Annotated in this window: 19 protein-coding genes and 2 tRNA genes; 8 read left to right on the plus strand and 13 right to left on the minus strand. The window is 68.5% G+C overall.

Annotated elements, in window-relative coordinates; all coding sequences use genetic code 11:
• Positions 1-186 precede the first annotated feature (186 nt).
• Entirely contained in the window at positions 187-594 is a 408-nt protein-coding gene (locus ACZY0Y_RS03025; protein ID WP_463956752.1) for a hypothetical protein, read from the plus strand.
• Between the two features lie 76 nt (positions 595-670).
• Here ACZY0Y_RS03025 and ACZY0Y_RS03030 read toward each other — a convergent pair.
• The 6 genes from ACZY0Y_RS03030 to ACZY0Y_RS03055 all read right to left on the minus strand — a co-directional run bounded on the left by ACZY0Y_RS03030 (position 671) and on the right by ACZY0Y_RS03055 (position 7026).
• Positions 671-743 (minus strand) — tRNA-Asn (locus ACZY0Y_RS03030).
• Between the two features lie 136 nt (positions 744-879).
• Positions 880-952 (minus strand) — tRNA-Asn (locus ACZY0Y_RS03035).
• A gap of 118 nt (positions 953-1070) precedes the next feature.
• The gene (gene dnaG / locus ACZY0Y_RS03040) at positions 1071-3032 is read right to left on the minus strand and encodes a DNA primase (protein WP_463956753.1); all 1962 of its coding nucleotides are present in this window, start codon (positions 3030-3032) and stop codon (positions 1071-1073) included.
• Positions 3033-3105: 73 nt separating this feature from the next.
• Entirely contained in the window at positions 3106-4395 is a 1290-nt protein-coding gene (locus tag ACZY0Y_RS03045; protein WP_463956754.1) for a deoxyguanosinetriphosphate triphosphohydrolase, read from the minus strand.
• A complete protein-coding gene (gene dusB / locus ACZY0Y_RS03050) occupies positions 4388-5569 on the minus strand; it encodes a tRNA dihydrouridine synthase DusB (protein WP_463956756.1) in 1182 nt (393 codons plus the stop codon). Before dusB ends, ACZY0Y_RS03045 begins: the two co-directional genes overlap by 8 nt.
• A 65-nt stretch (positions 5570-5634) precedes the next feature.
• Positions 5635-7026 (minus strand): YibE/F family protein, encoded by a 1392-nt coding sequence (locus ACZY0Y_RS03055; RefSeq protein ID WP_463956757.1) that lies wholly within the window; start codon positions 7024-7026, stop codon positions 5635-5637.
• Between the two features lie 276 nt (positions 7027-7302).
• On the opposite strand from ACZY0Y_RS03055, the gene ACZY0Y_RS03060 reads away from it, so the two are divergent.
• The 4 genes from ACZY0Y_RS03060 (at position 7303) to ACZY0Y_RS03075 (ending at position 11266) form a co-directional block, all read left to right on the plus strand.
• Positions 7303-8055 carry an alpha/beta hydrolase gene (locus ACZY0Y_RS03060; protein ID WP_463956783.1) on the plus strand — a complete coding sequence of 251 codons (753 nt, stop codon included), beginning with the start codon at positions 7303-7305 and terminating at the stop codon, positions 8053-8055.
• Positions 8055-8900 carry a DUF1295 domain-containing protein gene (locus ACZY0Y_RS03065; RefSeq protein WP_463956759.1) on the plus strand — a complete coding sequence of 282 codons (846 nt, stop codon included), beginning with the start codon at positions 8055-8057 and terminating at the stop codon, positions 8898-8900. Before ACZY0Y_RS03060 ends, ACZY0Y_RS03065 begins: the two co-directional genes overlap by 1 nt.
• 1 nt (position 8901) lies before the next feature.
• Positions 8902-9744, plus strand: coding sequence for a lysophospholipid acyltransferase family protein (locus ACZY0Y_RS03070; protein ID WP_463956761.1), 843 nt, complete (start codon positions 8902-8904; stop codon positions 9742-9744).
• A gap of 73 nt (positions 9745-9817) precedes the next feature.
• Entirely contained in the window at positions 9818-11266 is a 1449-nt protein-coding gene (locus ACZY0Y_RS03075) for a short-chain fatty acid transporter (protein WP_463956762.1), read from the plus strand.
• A gap of 83 nt (positions 11267-11349) precedes the next feature.
• Here ACZY0Y_RS03075 and ACZY0Y_RS03080 read toward each other — a convergent pair whose 3' ends face one another.
• The 3 genes from ACZY0Y_RS03080 to ACZY0Y_RS03090 form a co-directional block, all read right to left on the minus strand.
• Complete coding sequence (locus tag ACZY0Y_RS03080) at positions 11350-12354, minus strand: GNAT family N-acetyltransferase (RefSeq protein ID WP_160666881.1); 1005 nt, start codon at positions 12352-12354, stop codon at positions 11350-11352.
• A gap of 2 nt (positions 12355-12356) precedes the next feature.
• Entirely contained in the window at positions 12357-13742 is a 1386-nt protein-coding gene (locus tag ACZY0Y_RS03085) for a glycine--tRNA ligase (RefSeq protein WP_463956764.1), read from the minus strand.
• Between the two features lie 235 nt (positions 13743-13977).
• Positions 13978-14952, minus strand: coding sequence for a DMT family transporter (locus tag ACZY0Y_RS03090; protein ID WP_463884843.1), 975 nt, complete (start codon positions 14950-14952; stop codon positions 13978-13980).
• Between the two features lie 33 nt (positions 14953-14985).
• Here ACZY0Y_RS03090 and ACZY0Y_RS03095 point away from each other — a divergent pair, with 33 nt between their 5' ends.
• The gene (locus ACZY0Y_RS03095) at positions 14986-15222 is read left to right on the plus strand and encodes an RNA-binding S4 domain-containing protein (RefSeq protein WP_024366167.1); all 237 of its coding nucleotides are present in this window, start codon (positions 14986-14988) and stop codon (positions 15220-15222) included.
• Positions 15223-15266: 44 nt separating this feature from the next.
• On the opposite strand, the gene ACZY0Y_RS03100 is transcribed toward ACZY0Y_RS03095, so the two are convergent.
• Entirely contained in the window at positions 15267-15917 is a 651-nt protein-coding gene (locus ACZY0Y_RS03100) for an alpha/beta hydrolase (RefSeq protein ID WP_463956765.1), read from the minus strand.
• A gap of 70 nt (positions 15918-15987) precedes the next feature.
• On the opposite strand from ACZY0Y_RS03100, the gene ACZY0Y_RS03105 reads away from it, so the two are divergent.
• Both ACZY0Y_RS03105 and ACZY0Y_RS03110 read left to right on the plus strand, forming a co-directional pair.
• Positions 15988-16863: an SGNH/GDSL hydrolase family protein gene (locus ACZY0Y_RS03105; RefSeq protein WP_463956766.1), complete on the plus strand. Its 876-nt coding sequence runs from the start codon at positions 15988-15990 to the stop codon at positions 16861-16863.
• Positions 16864-16965: 102 nt separating this feature from the next.
• On the plus strand, positions 16966-17550 hold the full coding sequence (locus ACZY0Y_RS03110) for a hypothetical protein (protein ID WP_463956768.1): 585 nt from the start codon (positions 16966-16968) through the stop codon (positions 17548-17550).
• Here the strand turns inward: ACZY0Y_RS03110 and ACZY0Y_RS03115 are convergent.
• The 3 genes from ACZY0Y_RS03115 to mmsB form a co-directional block, all read right to left on the minus strand.
• On the minus strand, positions 17537-18145 hold the full coding sequence (locus tag ACZY0Y_RS03115) for an isochorismatase family protein (RefSeq protein WP_463956769.1): 609 nt from the start codon (positions 18143-18145) through the stop codon (positions 17537-17539). The genes ACZY0Y_RS03110 and ACZY0Y_RS03115 overlap by 14 nt on opposite strands.
• Positions 18146-18230: 85 nt before the next feature.
• A complete protein-coding gene (locus ACZY0Y_RS03120) occupies positions 18231-19715 on the minus strand; it encodes a CoA-acylating methylmalonate-semialdehyde dehydrogenase (protein ID WP_160666894.1) in 1485 nt (494 codons plus the stop codon).
• 33 nt (positions 19716-19748) lie between these two features.
• Positions 19749-20651 (minus strand): 3-hydroxyisobutyrate dehydrogenase, encoded by a 903-nt coding sequence (gene mmsB / locus ACZY0Y_RS03125; RefSeq protein ID WP_463884851.1) that lies wholly within the window; start codon positions 20649-20651, stop codon positions 19749-19751.
• Between the last annotated feature and the right edge of the window lie 71 nt (positions 20652-20722).

The raw sequence follows: 20722 nt of genomic DNA on the forward strand, positions 1-20722 counted from the left end.
CATGTCCCCCGCCCGGCCGGGGAAGCGTGCGGCCCACCCGGGAGGACATGCCCAGTGGCCGCAGCCAAGGAAGGGCATATAGGCACCATGTCCCCTCGCCAACCCAAACACGGGGCATGTCCCCCGGCCCGCGCAGATGGCTGCAGGCCCTGTTGCGGCACCACACCGGGCGATAAAGTTGTTGTTGTGCCCCACTGGCAGGATCATCCATCCCTACCAGCCACGTGGCAGCGGTGCGACACCGGAATCCTGCCCCTGTGGTGGGATCGCCTGTGCAGCCAGACCAGCCAGCAGTCGGCGGCCTTGTTTGCGGCCGGCCTGTTCACCGAGGACCGCCGGCGCCCGATCGCCCAGTGGTACAACCCGGCCTACGATTCGGCGCTCCTGGTCGCCCCCGAGACCTCCCCTGAGTGGCCCGTGCAACGCTTCGGCATCTTCTACGCCCCGCCCGGCGGCGGTTTCACCCAGGTCCACTCCAGCCCGCACGAATGGCACCCGCGCGAACCCCGCAAGTCCCCCACCGAGCTCGAAGCATTCCAGGCAGCCGTGGCAGAGGCCGAGCGGTTCCTGCAAGTGGAGATGGACTTCGTCTGAGCACGGGATATGCCGCCGTAAGAGGGCACAAAAAAGGTCCCGCAGCCAGTTGTTCACCGGCTGCGGGACCTGTCCGCTCCTCCTGCTGGACTTGAACCAGCAACCCTTCGATTAACAGTCGAATGCTCTGCCAATTGAGCTAAGGAGGAATGAAGCAGGTATGACCTTAGCAAAGGTTTTGCCGCTTAGGAAATCGGCCCGCCACCCGCCCCGAAGTATCCCGCCAATACCCCCTCCGGGTATAAAAAAGTCCCCGCCCCGGTGACCCGGGACGGGGACTGCGCGCTCCTCCTGCTGGACTTGAACCAGCAACCCTTCGATTAACAGTCGAATGCTCTGCCAATTGAGCTAAGGAGGAATGAAGCGGATATAAGCCTAGCAAACACCCGGCCGGGAAGTGAAATTGACCCCGCACCGGACAAAAGGACGGGTCAAAAGCCGGGGACAGCAGGCACGGGACCACCGGCGAGGGGAACTCAGGCCTCCGAGCGCAGGGACCGCCGCTGCATTTCCAGCTGCATCAGCTCGCGGTTCAGCCGCTGGAACTCCTCCGGGTCGGAAGAGGCGTCCAGACGCTGGAGCTGTCCCATCTTGTCCGCCTTGACCCTCGTGATCTGCAGCTCAAACAGGCGCGCCAGAATGTCCCGGCAGTAGCGCAGGACGCCGTCTGCGGTGCTGGCGGGCAGCGGCACGACGGCCAACTCGGACACCAACGGGCGCAGCGGCTCGGGAACCTCCTGCAGCAGCTGTTCCACCCAGCGCCCCGGGTCACCCGCGAACGCCAGGCCGGTGGCCCGGATGGCCTCGTGGATGGCCAGGTACGCCGGCGTCGAGAATCTCGCCTCGGAGAAACGCTGCCACGTCTGACCTTCCAGCATCCCGGGCTGCTGCAGGGCAACCTCGAGCGCCTGCCGTTCCATCGCCGCCACGGGGTCGCGCGGGTCGGGGCGCTTGAACGCCGGCAGCCCGGCCGTCGGCGGCAAAGGGGCAACGCCCGGCCCGGATCCCCCGCCGGTCACCGGCGCATACCCTGAGCCCTGGCCGCGTCCCAGACCGTTTCCCTGCCCCTGGAACTGGCCGGAACCGGCCCCGCCCGACGGCGCCTGTGCAGCGCGCTTGGCGGCCGCGCCCACGGCGCGGCTGACTTCCTCGACCGGCATGCCCAGCCAGCCGGACAGTTCCCGGGCGTAGCCGGGCCGGATGCCGGCGTCGCGGATCTGGGCGACAACCGGGGCGGATTCCCGCAGGGCGGCGATTCGGCCCTCGACCGTGTCCAGATTATGCCGTTTCAGGGCGGCCCGGATGGCAAATTCAAACAGGGGACGGCGGGTGCTGATGAGGTCCCGGACGGCGGCGTCGCCCTTGGACTGCCGCAGCTCGCACGGGTCCGCTCCGTTGGGCTCCACCGCCACGTAGGTCTGCGCGACGAACCGCTGGTCCTCTTCGAAGGCGCGCAAGGCCGCCTTCTGGCCGGCGGCGTCTCCGTCGAAGGTGAAGATGACTTCGCCGCCGCTGCCGTCGTCAGAGAGCAGGCGGCGGGCAATCTTGATGTGTTCGGTGCCGAATGCCGTACCGCAGGTGGCGACGGCTGTGGTGACCCCGGCCAGGTGGCAGGCCATCACGTCGGTGTAGCCCTCCACGACGACGATCTGGCGGTCCTTGGCGATGTTGCGCTTGGCGAGGTCGATCCCGTAGAGGACCTGGGACTTCTTGTAGAGCGCGGTCTCAGGGGTGTTCAGGTACTTGGGGCCTTGGTCGTCCTCGTAGAGCTTGCGGGCGCCGAAGCCGATCGTCTCGCCGGCGATGTCGCGGATGGGCCAGATCAGCCGGCCGCGGAACCGGTCATAAATTCCCCGACCACCTTCGGAGAACATTCCCGTGAGCTTGAGCTCGGGGTCGGTGAAGCCCCGGCCGCGGAGGTGTTTGAGCAGCGAGTCCCAGCCCTGCGGGGCGTAGCCGACACCGAACTGGTCTGCTGCGGTGCGGTCGAAGCCGCGGTCGTGCAGGAAGTTGCGGCCCTCGGTGGCCGCGGGGGTCAGCAGCTGGGCACGGAAGAACTCGTCCGCGACCTTGTGGGCGTCGAGCAGGCGCTGCCGCCGGCCGACGTCCTCGCGGTTCGGGCCGGAGCCGCCGTCCTCGTACCGGAGCTCGAAACCGATCCGGGCAGCCAGTTTTTCCACGGCCTCGTGGAACGACGTGTGGTCCAGTTTCTGGACGAAGGAGATGACGTCGCCGTCCTCGCCGCAGCCGAAGCAGTGGTACCGGCCCACCTGGGGACGGACAGTAAAGGAGGGCGAACGCTCGTCGTGGAAGGGGCACAGGCCCTTGAAGGAACCGAGCCCTGCGCCCTTGAGGGTCACATAGCCGTCGACGACTTCCTTGATGTCCGTGCGCTGGCGTACTTCGTCGATGTCTTCACGTTTGATCAGGCCGGCCACAGTGCCATCCTAGTACCGCGCCACGACAGGATCGGCGCAAAGCAGGTCACTGCGGGCAAGGTCACCAGTCCCGTCACCACAGTGACGGCAGGCTGCCCACGAGCCGCTCGTACATGGCCAGCGCGGACCCGTCGGTCAGGGACGCGACCTGGTCGATCACGACACGCAGCCGCGCGCCGTCGTCCTCCGCGTCGCGCCAGTCGGCCGCGAACATCGGCTCCAGATGGCGGTCGCCGGTGGCGCTCAGTGCCGTGACGAGGGCGTGCAGGACCTCGCGCTGGCGTTCGTAGATGGGCTGCCGGTGCTCGGTGGTCATCACGAAGGTGGTGGCAAGGCCCTTCATGACCGCGATTTCCATCACGGTCTCGTCCGGAACGATCAGCTCCGCGTTGTAGCGGGTCAGGTTCTCCGGGCCGTACACGGCGCGGGTGGACGCCAGCGCACTCTGGCAGAACCGGCCGATCAGCTGGCTGGTCATGTCCTTGAGCGCTGCCATCGATTTGCGGCTGCCGTCGGCCTCGCGCACCCACACGCTGGTGGCCTCCAGCCGGGCCAGGGCCGCATCAATCGCAGCGGGATCGTTCTGTGGCAGGTACCACTGCTTCGCATAGCCGACCACCCGGGCGCGGTGGTCCGGGTTGTCCATCCAGCGCAGCTGGAAGTGCCCGGCGACGATCGCGTCCTCGACGTCGTGCACGGAGTAGGAGATGTCGTCGGCGAGGTCCATGACCTGTGCCTCGAGGCAGGAGCGGCGCTCCGGGGCGTCCTCGCGGATCCAGCCGAAAATCGGCAGGTCGTCCTCGTAGGCACCGAACTTGCTGGTCCGCACGCCGTGGATGATGGGGGCGTTCGCGGCCGACCACGGGTACTTCGCCGCGGCGTCGAGGCTGGCCCGGGTGAGGTTCAGCCCGGCGGGACGCCCGTCCGGGGCCAGGACCTTGGGCTCGAGACGGGTCAGCAGGCGCAGCGTCTGGGCGTTGCCCTCGAAGCCGCCGATCCCGTGGGCGACCTCGTTGAGGGCCGATTCGCCGTTATGGCCGAAGGGCGGGTGGCCGAGGTCATGGCTGAGGCAGGCGGTGTCCACAACATCGGGGTCGCAGCCCAGGGCACGGCCCAGCTCGCGGCCCACCTGGGCGACCTCGAGGCTGTGGGTGAGGCGGGTGCGGACGAAGTCGTCGGTGTCCGGCGCCACCACCTGGGTCTTTGCCCCGAGCCGGCGCAGGGCCGAGGAGTGCAGCACCCGGGCGCGGTCGCGTTCGAAGTCGGAGCGGTACGTGGACTTGGCCCGCTCCTCCACCCAGCGGGCGGAGTCGCGGGCGACATAGCCGTCCAGCACGGGCGCGGTGGTCCTGGTTTCAGCCACCGGACACGTCCAGTTCCGCGTGGGAGATCTCGCGTGACTGCTCGGCGTCCATGTTCCGGTCCAGCAGCCAGTCCTTGGGCAGGGCGGGCTTCTTGGGCGAGCCTGCGCGGCCGCGGGGGCCCTCGGCGTCAACACCGGGGTACGGCGAATCGAGGTCCAGCTGGTCCAGTGTTGCGCGGAGGACCTCGAGGCTGGTGACCATCGCCAGTTTGGTCCGCAGTTCGCTGCCGACCACGTAGCCCTTGAAGTACCAGGCCATGTGCTTGCGGATTTCGCGCAGCGCCTTGCCTTCATCGTTGCCGAACGTTTCGACCATCAGCTCGGCATGGCGGTACACGCTTTCCGCCACCTGCCCCATGTCCGGTTTGTGCCGCTCGTCGCTGCCTTCGAAGGCGGCCATGAGGTCACCGAACAGCCACGGGCGGCCCTGGCAGCCGCGGCCCACCACCACACCGTCGACGCCGGTTTCGCGGACCATGCGGATGGCGTCCTCAGCGGACCAGATGTCGCCGTTGCCGAGCACCGGAATGTCCGGCAGCGCTTCGCGCAGGCGGGCAATCGCGGACCAGTCGGCCTGGCCGGAGTAGAACTGCGCGGCGGTGCGGCCGTGAAGCGCGACGGCGGCAACCCCGGCATCGCGGGCGATCCGGCCGGCGTCAAGGTAGGTGAGGTGGTCCTCGTCGATGCCCTTGCGCATCTTGATGGTCAGCGGGACGTTGCCCCTGGAGGCTTCCTTGACGGCGGTCCGGACGATCGAGGTGAACAGGTCGATCTTCCAGGGCAGGGCCGAACCCCCGCCCCGCCGGGTCACCTTGGGCACCGGGCAGCCGAAGTTGAGGTCGATGTGGTCGGCGCGGTCTTCCTCTACAAGCATCCGCACGGCCTGGCCGACGGTGACGGGGTCCACGCCGTAGAGCTGGACGGAGCGGACTTTCTCGTCGTCGTCGTGCGAAATGATGCGCAGGGATTCCGGCGTCCGCTCCACGAGGGCACGGGACGTGACCATCTCCGCGACGTACAGGCCGCCGCCGTATTCACGGCAGAGCCTGCGGAACGCGGAGTTGGTAATGCCCGCCATGGGAGCCAGGATCACGGGGGTGTCCACCGTGAGGGGGCCCAGCTTCAGGGGCGGGAGTTCCAGCTTGGGGGCGGGTGGGGTAGCTACAACAGTCACCCGTTCATTGTCTCAAATCCGGGCAAATCGGCCGGATCCGCGGTCGCTATGTGGAAAAACCGGCGTCAGTCACGTAAGGCGGCACGCCGCCCGCGGCGCCCGCCCGGCGCCGGTTCGAAGGCACCGTCGGGGGCGACGGCGTCGACCGCGGCGTCGACCGCGGTGACGGCGGGGGCTGCCTCTCCCCCGGCTGCGCCGCGGCCGCGCGTGGTCATCCCGGTCGCCTTGACGACGAGTACCGCGATCAGCGTCGTGACCGGGATGGCCAGGACCAACCCGACGGACCCCACGAGGGTGCGGATCACTTCCTCCGAGAGCTCGGCGCTGGTCAGGGCGTCCCCGAGCGGCCGCTCGTACAGCATCACCAGGATCAGCACGGGCAGCGCGGCACCGGCGTAGGCGAACGCGATGGTGTAGACGGTGGAGGCGATGTGGTCCCGGCCGATCCGCATGGCGGAGGTGAACAGCTGTCGGGCGGACGTCTCAGGGGCCAGTTCCCACAGCTCCCAGACGGCCGAGGACTGTGTGATGGTCACGTCGTTCAGGACGCCGAGGCCGGAGATGATGAGGCCGCACAGGATGATGCCGGAGATGGAGATGTTGTCGGAGATATTCGCGAGGGTGGCGGAATCGTGGCTCCCGACGCCGGCGAGGTTGGCGGCGTCGGTGGCCCACGCCGCCAGCAGCGCGGTGATGGCGAGCCCGAATATGGTGCCCAGCAGCGCCGTCGAAGTCCGGGCGGAGAAGCCGTGGGCGAAGTAGAGCACCCCGATCATGATCACCGTGGACCCCACCAGCGCCAGCAGCAGGGGGGGTTTGCCTTCCACGAGGCCCGGCAGCATAAAGCTGACCAGCACGCCGTAGGCCCCGACCAGTCCGATCAGCGCGCGCAGCCCGCGCCAGCGCGCCACCGCGATCACGACGACGGCGTACAGCACCGCGAGGAAGATGATGGGCATGGTCCGGACAAAGTCGACGAAGACATAGGCCGGCGTGCCCTGGGCGGCGGCGCCCTGGGCCTTGGAGAGGTTCAGGTAGCGGATGTTGTCGCCGGGCTTCACGCCGTGGGATTTGGCGACGTCGGGGTTGATGACCACTTTGACGGGGTTGCCGCCCTTGTCCGGGTCCGTGAACGCAAAAGTGCACTCCGCCCCCTGTTGCGGGGCTGCGTCCGCGGCGGCCTGTCCCTGCTGGGTGCCGTCCATGCAGCTGCCGGTGACAACGCGCTGGATCTTCCCGGTGTCGAAGGTGACGCCGGGCGCGGCGGCGTAGGGGCTGGCGAGCGTGATGCCTTCTTTGCTGCCCGAGGGCCACAGCAGCGCCATCGCCACGAGCGTCAGCAGCGTCAGCGGGATCAGGATGGCGGCCAGGATCAAGTTGGCTTTCTTCCGGGCGGCGAGCGCCAGGGGCGTCGGATCCGAGTGCCCTTGCGGGGTGTGTGAATGTCCGGCGCCCATCAGCAGTTCAACCTCATGCCGAAGACTTTACGGCGTTCCGCCGCCTCCTGATGACGCGGCGCCGTCATGACGCATGACGGCACCCCGGCGCACAGCAACCGGCACACGGCAACCGGCCAAACCCAATCTTTCCAGGGCACCGCTCCGAATGTCCTGTGGGCATGTCCCCCTGCGAACGGGTTGTAGTGCACCGTCCGCAGGGGAACAGCTTGAACTGCGGGCACAGCGCCCTATGGTTGGAAGTGACGGACGAGACGTGGAGGATACGGCGTGGCCATACGCAAGATAGACGACCGCGGACCTGGGGTGGCGGGCCCCGGGGCAGCCGCCAAGGCCATGTTGAGCATTGCCGGAGCCTCCGGGGAAACCCGGGGAGTCGCCCTGGTCCTGCACGGCGGGCGGTCCAACAGCTTCGAATCGGTGCGCGGCAGGCACCTGAGCCCGGCCCGGATGCTGCCCTTCGCCCGGGCCCTCCACACGGGAGGCGGCGCCCACGGCCTGGCCGTCTGGACCCTCCGGAACCGGTACCGGGGCTGGAACGGGGCGGACATGTCCCCTGTCCAGGACGCCCAGTGGGCGCTCTCCCACATCAGCCGCGAACACCCCGGGGTCCCGATTTACCTCCTCGGCCACTCGATGGGCGGCCTGACCGCACTCTGCGTTGCCGACCATCCCCAGGTGGAAGCCGTCGCCGCCCTCGCGCCCTGGCTCAATGCTGAAACCCCGGTGGAACGCGTGGCCGGCCGCCGGATCCTGATCGTCCATGGCACCGAGGACCGCTGGACCAGCCCCGCGAACTCGCTCGCCTACGCCCGCCGGGCCGACGGCGTCGCGGAGTCCGTGGACTACGTCGCCCTCAAGGGCGCCGGTCACTTTATGGTCCGCCGGGTGGGCCTGTGGAACTCACTCGCCAACGGCTTCATCCTCGACGCCTTCGCCGGAACCTCAGGGCGGGACCTCAAGGGCAGCGCCGACTCGTTCCGCAGCCTCATTCCGGCCGCCGGCGCCAGCCTCCCGGTGGTGCTGTGATGCCGGACTTTCCGCTGAACGCTTTCCTGGCCAGCCTCCCGTGGGTGGCGGCGGGTCTCGCCGGGCTGCTGGCCGTCACTTTCGCCGTCGCCGTCCGCCAGAGCCGCCACTCAGTCATCGACACCGTCTGGGGCTTCGGTTTCGTCGTCGTGGCCGCCATCTCCTGGTTCCTCTCGGCCGGACACGGCGACGGCGGCCGCCGACTCCTGCTGCTGGCACTCGTGGCGGTGTGGGGCATCCGCCTCGCCCTCCACATCGGCCTCCGGGCCCGCGGCGGGCACGAGGATCCCCGCTACGTGGACATGCTCTCCTCCGCCCCCGGGTCCCGCAACACCTATGCCCTACGCAAGGTCTACCTGCCCCAGGGCGTGATCCTGTTCTTCGTCTCGCTCACCGTCCAGGTGGGGATGTTCAGCACCGGAAGCCTGGGCTGGCTGGCGTGGCTGGGCGTGTTGTCCTGGGCCGTAGGGTTCGTTTTCGAGACAGTCGGCGACTGGCAGCTGGCGCAGTTCAAGGACGATCCGTCCCGCCGCGGCACCGTGCTCAACACGGGGCTCTGGCGGTACACCCGCCACCCGAACTACTTCGGCGACGCCGCCGTCTGGACCGGGATTTTCCTGATCGCCGCCGATTCCTGGCCGGGGGTCCTGACGGTCCTCTCCCCCGCCCTGATGATCTGGCTGCTCGCCGGCAAATCCGGCAAGCCGCTCACCGAGAAGGCCATGTCCGCCCGCCCCGGCTACAAGGAATACGTCGAATCGACGTCGGGCTTCCTGCCGCTGCCGCCCCGCCGTCCCCGCAACGGCGGACAGCAAACGGGCAGCCGCCATCCGGGCCGGCGCTGACGTGCCCTGGCGGCCCCGGCCCAACGACCGCTTCTACCGCGTCATAGTCCGCACCGGGCTGGCTTTACGCCGGCTGTTCCGGATCCGGGTCATCGTCACCGGACAGGAGCACCTCCCGGCGCCGGAGTCCCGCGGCGAGGGCCCGCACAGCCCGCCCCACGGCTCGTCCCGCGGCGTGCTCCCGGGCCGGGGAGCCGTCGTCGCCATCACCCACTTCGGGTACCTCGACTTCGCGTTCGCCGAACTCCTGCTGTGGGGGCACGACAGGTCCCGGATGCGTTTCCTGGTCACGCAGGGTGCGGCCGACCACTGGTTCGCCGGCCCCGCCATCAGCGCCGCCGGGCACGTCGTCGTCGGGTACGGGACAGGCTCCCACGCCTACGACGCTGCCGTGCAGAAACTCCGCGAGGGCGAGTACATCGCGATCCTGCCGGAGGCCGGGGTCAGCCGCAGTTTCCGGGTGCGCGAGTGCAAAACCGGCGCCGTGCGGATGGCCGCCGAGGCAGGGGTGCCCATCATCCCCGTGTCCGTCTGGGGCGCCCACCGGCTGATGACCCGCCATCACGGTTTCTCCCCGGCCCGCACCTGGCGGGCCCCCGTCCGGATGCACGTCGGCGAACCGGTCCACGTCCACCCGCCCATGGACACCCAGGCCGCCACCGAATCGCTGCGCGCAACCCTCCAGGCCGGCATCGACGCCTGCATCGCGGACTTTCCCCTGGCGCCGGCCCCGGGCGCGTGGTGGATGCCGGCGGAGCTTGGCGGCGGAGCCCCCACCGAGGAAGAGCGCCAGCGGCTGGACGAGGCCGAAGGCCCGCGGCGCGCAGGCGGCCGGCGCCGATAAGCCCGGATACCGCGATCGTCTTGACTAAGCTCCATCGGGTACAAAATCGCACTCAATGGAGAGGTACTCCTCTGTGGCAAACACAGTCCTGACGAAAAGCGGCATCGGCGAAGAACGCGGTCTCGCCCGAATAGCCCAACGGATGGCGGCGTGGACCGAGAAGTGGTTCCCGGACGCCTACATCTTCGCCCTGGCCGGCGTCATCATCATCGCTGTGGCCGCCCTGGCCATCGGCGCCTCGCCCCAGTCAATCGCCGATTCCTTCGGCAACGGTTTCTGGGACCTGACCGCGTTCACCCTGCAGATGGCCATGGTGGTGCTGACCGGCTACGTCGTGGCGACCTCCCCGCCCGTGGCCAAACTGATCAACCGGCTGGCCCTCATCCCGGCCACCGCACGCACCGCCGTGAGCTTCGTGGCGCTGATGTCGATGTCGGTCTCCTTCCTCAACTGGGGCCTGAGCCTGATCTTCGGCGGCCTGCTGGCCCGCGCCATCGCCCGCCGCAAGGACCTGACCGTGGACTACCGCGCGCTCGGCGCCGCAGCGTTTATGGGCCTCGGCGCGGTCTGGGCGCTCGGCCTGTCCTCCTCCGCGGCGCAACTGCAGGCCACCGCCGCGTCGCTGCCGCCGGCCCTGCTGAAGATCACCGGCATCCTGGACTTCGGCACCACGATTTTCACCTGGCAGTCACTGCTGACCCTGGCCATCCTGATGGCCCTCACCACGGTGATCGCGCACTTCTCGGCCCCCCAGGGCGGGTCAATCCGCACCGCAGCGGACCTCGGCGTCGACCTCGACGACGAACCGAGCGAACCGGCGCCGCGCTCCCGCCCGGGCGAATGGCTTGAATACAGCATGATTCTGCCGATCCTGGCCGGCATCCTGACCCTGGGCTGGCTGGTCTCGCAGTTCCTGACCAAGCCCTTCCTGACCGTGGTGAGCAGCCTCAACGGCTACCTGCTGGTGTTCCTGATCCTGGGCCTGGTGCTGCACGGCACCCCGCGGAACTTCCTCCAGGCCGTCACCAAGGCCGTCCCGGCCACCGCCGGCATCCTGGTCCAGTTCCCGCTCTACGCCGCGATGGCCGCGATCCTGACCAAGGCCACCGGCCACGGCGGCATGACCATCTCAGCGCACCTGGCCGAGTTCTTCTCGGACATCGGCAGCGGCGGCGGATTCGCCGTCGTCATCGCGCTGTACACGGCCCTGCTGGGCCTGCTGGTCCCCTCGGGCGGAGGCAAGTGGCTCGTCGAGGCGCCGTACGTGATGCAGTCCGCCACCGATGTCCAGATGAACCTCGGCTGGACGGTGCAGATCTACAACATCGCCGAAGCCCTGCCGAACCTGATCAACCCGTTCTTTATGCTCCCGCTGCTTGCGGTGCTGAAGCTGCGGGCCCGCGACCTGGTCGGCTTCACGTTCCTGCAGTTCGTGTTCCACCTGCCGGTGGTGCTGCTGCTCGTCTGGCTGCTCGGGGAGACGTTCGACTTCATTCCGCCGGTGATGCCGCCGGGCAAGTAGCTGTAAGCGCAACTGACCCGCAGCTGTGGCCGTTTTCACGCTTCATAACGGCCACAACTGCGGGTCAGCTGGGTTAAAGGGCTTTACGCCGGGTCGGAGACCACCAGGGTCTCAGCGCCCTGGACGCGGGCCTTGCCGCTCTCCAGCAGAGGCTCGACGACGGCGCGCAGCGCCTCCATCGAGTCGTCCAGTTCCAGCAGGACCGGGTGCTGGAACGCAATCAGCGCCAGCAGGTCCCGGACAGCGGCCTGGGCCTCGTCCGCGGAGAGTTTCGGATCATGGCCCAGGAACACGTCGGTGGGCTGGCCGGCGGGCGCGCCCGCACCCGCCGCGTTGTCCCCTGAAGGGGCGAGTTCCGCGTAGCTGATGGCAAAGGCCTCCAGCCGGCCCTTCCTGCTGGCGGGCACGCCCTGGCCGAAAGCGCTGGCCTTCGGGGCGCGCAGCACAATCGCGCCGTGTGCCCCGCTGAGCTCGTCGAGGAACAACCGCTGGACAGTGGCAATGCTGAGCTCGCCGGGGCTGTCCCAGCCGTGCACGGCCGTGTAGTACCGGCCCACGACGTCGCTGAGCTCCACCGAACCGGTGGCCAGGTCCTCGACCTGCTCGGACGCGGCAGCCTCCGAACCGTCGCCGAAGACGGGCAGCTTGAGCGCGCCGGGCTCGACGACGACCAGCCGGGACCGCTGGATCGGGGCCAGGCCTGCCGCCTCGGCGAAGGCCGCGCCGGGGGTGCCCGGCTCCACCTTGGTCCGGAGCCGGGTGACGCCGGACGGCGACTGCGCCGCCTCGTGCCGCAGCATGGTCAGCAGCGTGGAGCCGACGCCGGTGCGGCGGTGGAGCCGATCGACCTCGACATAGGCCCAGAGCCGTTCCGGATGCAGCGAGGCCTCGTGGACCACTCCGGCCGCGACCGGGATGGCCACGCCGTCGACGACGTCCTCGGCCACGATGCAGCGCCGCCACGGCGCGTTGCCCGACGGTGCCAGCGTGCCGCGGAACTGCCGGGCCTGCTCGGTTTCGGGCCCGCCCCAGATTTCGAGCAGGGCGAGGTCATCGCCGTCGCGCCATTCACGGTATGCGATCGCCATGGTCAGGCGCCGATCAGCCGTGCGGCCAGGTAGCCCTCCACCTTGTCCAGGGAGACGCGTTCCTGGCTCATGGTGTCGCGTTCGCGGATCGTGACGGCCTGGTCATCCAGGGTCTCGAAGTCCACGGTGATGCAGAACGGGGTGCCGATCTCGTCCTGGCGGCGGTAGCGGCGGCCGATCGCGCCGGCGTCGTCGAACTCGATATTCCAGTTCTTGCGCAGCCGGGCGGCGAGGTCCTTGGCCTTCGGGGACAGGTCCTCGTTGCGGCTCAGCGGCAGCACGGCTGCCTTGACCGGGGCCAGACGCGGATCGAGCTTGAGCACGGTGCGGATGTCGACGCCGCCCTTGGCGTTGGGGGCCTCGTCCTCGGTGTAGGCGTCGATCATAAACGCCATGAAGGAACGGGTGAGGCCGGCGGCCGGTTCAATCACGTACGGGGTGTAGCGCTCGTTGGTGGCCTGGTTGAAGTAGCTAAGATCCTGGCCGGAGGCCTTGGAGTGCGTGGAGAGGTCGAAGTCGGTGCGGTTGGCGACGCCCTCAAGCTCCCCCCACTCCGAGCCGTGGAAGCCGAAACGGTATTCGATGTCCGTGGTGCCCTTGGAGTAGTGGCTGAGCTTCTCGAGCGGGTGCTCGAAGAAGCGCAGGTTCTCTTCCCGGATGCCGAGGCCGGTGTACCAGGACATCCGCTCCTTCATCCAGTACTGGTGCCACTGCTCGTCGGTGCCGGGTTCGACGAAGAATTCCATCTCCATCTGCTCGAACTCACGGGTGCGGAAGATGAAGTTTCCCGGGGTGATCTCGTTGCGGAAGGACTTGCCGATCTGGCCGATGCCGAACGGGGGCTTCTTGCGGGACGTGGTGAGCACGTTGGAAAAGTTGACGAAAATGCCCTGGGCCGTCTCGGGGCGCAGGTAGTGCAGGCCCTCTTCGCTGGCCACCGGGCCGAGGTAGGTCTTGAGCAGGCCGGAGAATTCCTGGGGCTCGGTCCATTCGCCCCGGGTGCCGCAGTTGGCGCAGGCGATGTCCTTGAGGCCGTTCTCGGCGGGACGGCCCTTCTTCTCCTCGTATTCTTCCTCGAGGTGGTCAGCGCGGTAGCGCTTGTGGCACGAGAGGCACTCGACCAGCGGGTCGGAAAACACGTCGACGTGGCCGGAGGCTTCCCAGACCTGGCGGGGCAGGATGACGGAGGAGTCCAGGCCGACGACGTCTTCGCGGCCGCGGACCACGGACTGCCACCACTGGCGCTTGATGTTTTCCTTCAGCTCGGCGCCGAGGGGCCCGTAGTCCCAGGCAGAACGCGAGCCACCATAGATTTCACCGGCCTGGAATACGAAACCCCTGCGCTTGGCGAGGGAAATGATCTGGTCGAGGACGGATTTTGCTGCCATGGGAACTCCACTTTCTACAGGGCCGCTGGGTGCGGTCCGCGGTCTCAGCCCCGGGACCCCGGCTGGTTGCCGGACGGGGCACTACAAAACGCAAAAACTAAACGCAAAACAAGCTGACGCAGCAGGCACACAGCCGAGCAGAGGTGCTCAATGTTGGCGGTGCAGGACGCTGCGTCTCCTAGCCTACCGGCCCGTTGGTCCCCGGCGCCGCCGGCGGTGGATGGCCCCGGCCGCGTCAGCGGCCCCGGCGCATGGCGCCCCGGGGCCAGGGCAGGCTCGCGAGCACAATCGCTCCAAGGGTCAGCAGGGTCCCGAGCACGGTGGGCAGCTCCACCACGGTGCCGGGTCCGGGGAACGCCAGGTCCAGCCCCAGGGAGCCCAGAAGCTGGCCCGCGATCATCCCGAGTCCGGTGACCAGCACGCCCAGGCTGCGGACCAGCAGGGCACCGACGCCGATAAAGACGCAGCCCAGGGGTCCACCAAGGTAGTACCACCACTGGCCCGGCAGCGCGTTGCCGGGCCCCGCGACGGCGATCTTGACCAGCCAGGCGGCCCAGAGCAGGACCGCGCCGGCGATGAAGTTCATCAGGGTCGCCGCGATGGGGGTGCCGTAGTGCACCGCGGCGGTGCCGTTCATGGCCTGCTGGAAGCTCATCAGGAAGCCGGCCAGCACGGGAAGGATCACCGGGACCAGCAGCTCCGCCGGCCCGGCTCCCGCGCCGGAGAACCGCGGCGAGACGGCCCAGGCGACGGCGGCGACGGTCAGGATGCTGCCGATCACCCGGATCCCGGTGATGGATCTCCTGCCGGCCGGTCCGATGCCCATCCGGTCCACCAGCAGGCCGCTGAGGGTCTGCCCGGTCACGGTGGCGACGGTGAACAGGGCGACGCCCAGCAGGCCGATGGTGAAGGACTGCGCGAAGACGAAGAACCCGCCGATGCAGCCGGCCAGCAGGTAGTAGGGCGGGAACCGGCGTTCACGGACTGCCGGCAGGATCCGCGCCAGCCCGGCCCGGCCTCCGGGCAGCGCGAGGGAAATTACGGTCATCAGCACCAGCCCGGTGGTGAAACTCACCACCGCGGCAGCGATCCCGTCCGCGAGCGCCGTCCCGAGGGCGCCGTTGATCCTGCCCTGCACGGGCATCAGCAGCCCCGCGGCCACTGCGAGGGGCAGCCCGGCGAGGAACGGGAGCCTGGGTGTGTGCGTCATTGCTGCCACCTTTCGTCAGGCATCATTGCTTGTATGAGCAACCCGGAAATTGAAGAGATCCCCATCCGCGACGACATGATCCGGCTCGGTCAGCTCCTGAAGCTGGCCAGCCTGGTCGAGGACGGTGTGGAGGCGGCGGAGCTGATCAAGGGCGGACTCGTCAAGGTCAACGGTGAGATCGATGAGCGCCGCGGCCGCCAGCTCCACCACGGCGACACTGTCACCGTGAATGGCCGGACAGTCCGGATCAGCACTCCCGCCGGAGCCTAGACCCGGAGTTGGACGCCGGGCGGAAGCCGCCCGGCGTCGTGCGGTTACGTGGTCAGCACCCCGTGGGTGAGGAACTCGGAGACGTGCCCGATTTCCTGCTGGTTGATGCCGTGCCACATCCCGGTGTAGAGGACCTTGGTGAGCTTCACGTGCTTGCGCACCCAGCCCATGGTGTACTCGACCTTGTCCGGCGTGATCACCGGATCCTGCTGGTCACGGCCCCAGAACATCGGCACCGTTCCGTCCAGTTCGGCGTCGCGGAAGCTGGGGTCCGCGCCGGCGTCGACCGCGAAGCCGGACAGCCCGACGACGGCGGCATAGTCAGCGGGGCGCCGCCGCAGCAACGTGGTGGCCAGCGCCATTCCCATCGAGAAACCCAACAGCGTCACGGAGGGGTGGTTCGACCGGACCGAGTCGAGCCAGTCCTCCACATACGAGGCGGCGTCCTTGACCGCGTCGAGGGAGTAGCCGATCGACGCCGTCAGCGGGAACCATGTGAAGCCGGGGCCGGAAACCATCGGGGCACGCAACGAGGCCACCACAAACTCCCCGGGCAACAGGTCCGCCAGGCTCAGGAGGTCCCGTTCGTTGGCGCCGTAGCCGTGCAGCAGGACCAGGAGCGGCTTGCCGGCGCGCTCCTCCTCGGGCTTGGACCATAGGACAACGGGGGCGGGGAAGGCAGCGGCTTGAGTCATGGCTCCATTCTTACAGTTACCCGGAAGTAACAACTTACGGTGGCGTAGCTTTGCAGGAAGAGTGCACCATATGAAGGTGAATGAAACCGAGGCCATCGAGAACTCCCCCGACAACGCCGTCGCCCACCCCTGGACCCGTTACGTGGCCATGGGTGACTCCTTCACGGAGGGCATCGGTGATCCCGAGCCGGCGAGTCCGGGCGGACACCGGGGCTGGGCGGACCGGGTGGCCGAGGAGTTGAGCCGCGGGCACGAGGGGTTCGCCTACGCCAACCTGGCCGTCCGGGGCCGGCTCCTGCAGCAGATCGTGGACCAGCAGCTGGCACATTGCCTGTCGCTCCGGCCTGATCTTGTGACATTGTCCGCCGGCGGGAACGACCTGATCCGCCCCGGCGGGGATCCGGATGCCCTGGCCGAGAAGCTGGACTCGGTAGTGCAGATCCTGAGCCTGGCCGGTGCCACGGTGGTCCTCTTCAACGGTCCCGACACCGGCTCGTCCGTGCTGGGCCGGGTCCGCAGCAAGGTGGCCATCTACAACGAGAACCTCCGCACCATCGCGGCCCGCCACGACGCCATCATTGCGGACATGTGGTCGCTGCGGCAGCTCAATGATCCGCAAATGTGGGATGCGGACCGCCTGCACTTCTCGCCGCTGGGCCACCACACGATCGCGGCCATGGTCCTGGATTCCCTCAACGTCGAGCACACCCTGGAGCCGCTCTCCCCCAAGCCCCTGCCGCCGCGCAGCTGGCGGCAGGCCCGGTCCGGGGATCTGGTGTGGGCGCGCGAGCACTTTGTGCCGTGGGTGGTCCGGCGGATCCGGCACCGTTCCTCCGGCGATGGCGTCACGGCCAAGCGCCCCCTCCCGGGGCCGGTATTCGGCCCCGGGATGCCGCTGGGCTCGGGCGAAGGCCCGCCCGGCGCCGGGGAACCCGTCCCCTCCTAAGCAACGCCGGCCGGCCCGGCACTCGCGGCCACGGGCCCCCGGGCACTGTGGACAGGGTGTGGGCGTTAGTCTGGAAGAACACTTCCTGAGAGGCCCGGTACCGTGAACAGTCTGTTCTTTTGGATCATCGTTTTGTCATTCCTGATCCCGATGGCGATGCGCTATTACAAGAAGTCGGTGCGCGGCCGAAACCAGAACCAGGGCATGACCGGCGGGCCGGAGCAGTTCGGGCAGTTCCCCGGAGACACTCCCGGAGGCGGTGCCGGAAACTACCCGGGCCAGCAGAGCAAGCAGCCGCGTGACGGCTTCACCCAGCGGGACTACTACGGCGGCTTCGGCCAGCTCGGCGCCCCGCAGCAGCCCATGCCGCCGGCAGGCCAGCCCTACCCGGGCCAGCCGTATCCGGGCGGGCAGTCCTACCCGGCCCCTGTCCCCTACGAGGACAGCCCGGAGTACCCCGGCAACCGGCCCTTCCAGCAGCAGGATCCGCAGCAGTTCAACGGCGGCCAGTCCACCCCGCCGCAGCCCAACAATCCGCAGCCGGCAGGCCCGGCGGTGCCTGCTCCGCCGTCGGCCCCGCAGGGCTTCCGGGCGCGCAAGCTCGCGGAACTGGACCAGCGGTACAGCGAGGGCGAGCTGTCCATGGAGGACTACATGGCCCAGCGCGCGGACATCATGAAGGGCTAGCGAAGTCGACGTCGGCCGCGTTGACCGTTCCTGCCTTCCTCCCGGGGGCCCGGTGGTACTGCCAGTACAAATTGGTGTGGGCCACCACCAGCTCAGGCGGCGGCGCGCCAAATTCGCTCGAGTCCTCGGTGGTGTGCGCGTCCGCGACCAGCGTGACGTCGTAGCCGCGGGTGATCCCGCCGTGGAGCGTCGAACGGATGCACTCGTCGGTCTGCGCGCCGGCCAGGAAGAAGCGGCCGATGCCGCGATCGGCGAGCACGGACTCCAAGTCGGTCGCCTCGAACGCGTCGCTGTACTCCTTCGGCACGAGCGGCTCCGAATCGCGCCGCACAAGCTCCGGCACATACGGCCAGCCGTCGCTGCCGCGCGGGAGTTCTTCGCCGCTGTGCTGCACCCAGACGACGTCCACGCCGGCGCCGCGCGCCTTCTCCACGAGGGCGGCGATGGTCGCGATGACGTCGTCGCGGCGGTAGGCATCCGCGACGACGCCGAGCTGCATGTCGACGACGAGCAATGCCGTGTTGGGGCGGTTGACGAGCGTGGTCACAATGCCTCCTGGAGCCGGGGTGTCCCTGGCTGCCCACTCTAGTCCCAAGGCTCCAACCAACGCGGGGTCACCTACGGCCCATTCCGCCGGGCGGATGGGCCGTAGGTGACCCCGCGTTGCTTTGGGGGGGGTGTCAGTCGACCTGGGGGAAACCGAGGTCGATCACCGAGGTGGACGGGTCCGGCCAGCGGGTGGTGACCACCTTGCCGCGGGTGTAGAAGCGGATGCTCTCCGGGCCGTACATGTGGGTGTCGCCGAAGAGTGAGTTCTTCCAGCCGCCGAAGGAGAAGGTCCCCACGGGTACCGGGATGGGCACGTTCACGCCCACCATGCCGGCCTCGACGTCGAACTCGAACTGGCGTGCGGCGCCGCCGTCGCGGGTGAAGATCGCCACGCCGTTGCCGAACTCGTTGTCGTTGACGAGCCTGACGGCGTCCGCGTAGGTCTCGACACGGACCACGGACAGGACCGGGCCGAAGATCTCGTCGTCGTAGACCTTCATGCCGGGCTTGACGTGGTCGACCAGGCTGACGCCGATGAAGAAGCCGTTGGAGTCGAACTTCTGCTCCCGGCCGTCCACCACCACGGTGGCGCCTTCCTCGGCCGCGCCGGCGACGTAGGAAGCAACCTTGTCGCGGTGCTCCGCGGTGATGAGGGGACCCATCTGCGAGGCCGGGTCGGTGCCGGGCCCGATCTTCAGCGTCCCCATCCGGGTGGTGATCGCCCCGACAAGCTCGTCGGCGATGTTCCCGACGGCGACCAGGACGCTGACGGCCATGCAGCGCTCACCCGCGGAGCCGTAAGCGGCGGAGACGGCGGCATCGGCGGCCATGAACAGGTCCGCATCCGGCAGGACCACCATGTGGTTCTTCGCACCGCCCAGGGCCTGCACGCGCTTGCCGTGGTCGGCGGCGCGCTTGTAGATGGACTGGGCGATGGGCGTCGAACCGACGAAGCTGATGGCCTTGACGTCGGGGTGTTCGAGGAGCACGTCGACGGCCTCCTTGTCGCCATGGACGACGTTGAGGACACCGGCTGGCAGGCCGGCCTCGGCGAAGACCTGGGCGATGAAGATCGCGGAGGACGGGTCCTTTTCGCTGGGCTTGAGCAGCACTGTATTACCGCAGGCCAGGGCGCTGCCGATCATCCACAGGGGCACCATGGCCGGGAAGTTGAACGGCGTGATGCAGGCGACCACTCCGACGGGCTGGCGCACCGAGTGGACGTCGACGCCGCCGGCGACCTGTTCGGAGCGTTCACCCTTGAGCGCGTGGGACAGCCCGGTGGCGAATTCGATGTTCTCCAGGCCGCGGGTGATCTCCCCCTCGGCGTCGGAGAGGACCTTGCCGTGTTCGCTGGTCAGCAGGGCGGCGAGTTCGGGCCGGCGCTGCATGAGCAGTTCACGGACCTTGAAGAAGATGGTGGTGCGCTTGGCGAGGCTTGTGGCGCGCCAGCCGGGCAGGGCGGCGCGGGCCGCCTGGATGGCCTCCTCGACGCGGGATGCGGAGGCGAGGGCGACCTCTTTTTCCTGCTCGCCGGTGGCCGGGTTGAAGACGGGACCGTAGCGCTCGGCGTCGGAAATCAGGGCGCCGTTGATGAAGTGCGGAATGCGTTCCATGGGGTGGGTCTCTTTCTAAAGGATGCGGGGGGCTTACTTGGCGGAGTCGAGGGTGCCGTCGACCAGCTTGACGATCGCGGAGCAGTCCATGCCGGAGTTGCCGGAGTCGATGAGGCGCTGGAAGAGCTGCTGGACGTGCTCGCCGATTTCCAGCGGGGTTCCGGTGTCCCGCGCGGCGCTGATGGCGAGTCCGATGTCTTTGTTGGCCAGCTCGGTGGTGAAGGTGGGGGCAAAGTCGTTGTTCGACGCCGCGGTGGGCACGACGCCGGCCACCGGGTACCAGGTGCGCAGCGCCCAGCTGTCGCCGGAGGATACGGAGGCGATGTCCCAGAAGACCTGCTTGTCCAGTCCGAGCCGGTCGGCCAGGACAGCGCCTTCCGCGGTCGAGGCCAGGTTGATGAAGAGCATGAGGTTGTTGCAGATTTTCGCGGCCTGGCCGGTGGTGCCGCCGCCGGTGGGGATGATGTTGGCGGCCATCGGCCTGATGTATTCGGTGGCCTCGGCCACCGCGCCGGTCTCGCCGCCGATCATGAAGGTCAGGGTGGCTGCCTTCGCGCCGCTCATGCCGCCGGAGACGGGGGCGTCGACGAAGCGGAACCCGGCGGCAGCAGCGGCGTCGTGCAGGGCCTGGGCGGAGGCGATGTCGATCGTGGAGGAATCCACCAGCAGCGTGCGCGTGTCTGCATGGGCCAGGACGCCGTCCTCGCCGAGGTATACGGCGCGGGCGTGTTCGCCCTTGGGGAGCATGGTGAAGACGACGTCGGCGCCGTCGACCGCTTCGGCGATGCTTCCGGCGGGCTTGACGCCACCGGCGGTGGCGGCGGCAACGGCCTCGGTGTTGAGGTCGAAACCGCGGACGTCGTGGCCTGCCTTGGCGAGGTTCACCGACATGGACCCGCCCATGTTCCCCAGTCCGATCCAAGCGATTACTGCCATGGCATAAGCTCCTTTGCTTTGCGTCGTGCGTGCGTCCTGCTGCGGCTGCCGCTGGCAGCCCGTGATCCGGC

It is taken from the genome of Pseudarthrobacter kochi (assembly GCF_055412805.1).

Bases quoted from the DNA above. Each gene is read 5' to 3' on its own strand.
- mmsB (WP_463884851.1), bottom strand. From the start codon at position 20,651: ATGGCAGTAATCGCTTGGATCGGACTGGGGAACATGGGCGGGTCCATG.
- ACZY0Y_RS03080 (WP_160666881.1), bottom strand. From the start codon at position 12,354: ATGGCGATCGCATACCGTGAATGGCGCGACGGCGATGACCTCGCCCTG.
- ACZY0Y_RS03095 (WP_024366167.1), top strand. From the start codon at position 14,986: ATGAGCAACCCGGAAATTGAAGAGATCCCCATCCGCGACGACATGATC.
- ACZY0Y_RS03105 (WP_463956766.1), top strand. From the start codon at position 15,988: ATGAAGGTGAATGAAACCGAGGCCATCGAGAACTCCCCCGACAACGCC.
- ACZY0Y_RS03120 (WP_160666894.1), bottom strand. From the start codon at position 19,715: ATGGAACGCATTCCGCACTTCATCAACGGCGCCCTGATTTCCGACGCC.
- ACZY0Y_RS03085 (WP_463956764.1), bottom strand. From the start codon at position 13,742: ATGGCAGCAAAATCCGTCCTCGACCAGATCATTTCCCTCGCCAAGCGC.
- ACZY0Y_RS03065 (WP_463956759.1), top strand. From the start codon at position 8,055: ATGCCGGACTTTCCGCTGAACGCTTTCCTGGCCAGCCTCCCGTGGGTG.
- ACZY0Y_RS03100 (WP_463956765.1), bottom strand. From the start codon at position 15,917: ATGACTCAAGCCGCTGCCTTCCCCGCCCCCGTTGTCCTATGGTCCAAG.
- ACZY0Y_RS03090 (WP_463884843.1), bottom strand. From the start codon at position 14,952: ATGACGCACACACCCAGGCTCCCGTTCCTCGCCGGGCTGCCCCTCGCA.
- ACZY0Y_RS03055 (WP_463956757.1), bottom strand. From the start codon at position 7,026: ATGGGCGCCGGACATTCACACACCCCGCAAGGGCACTCGGATCCGACG.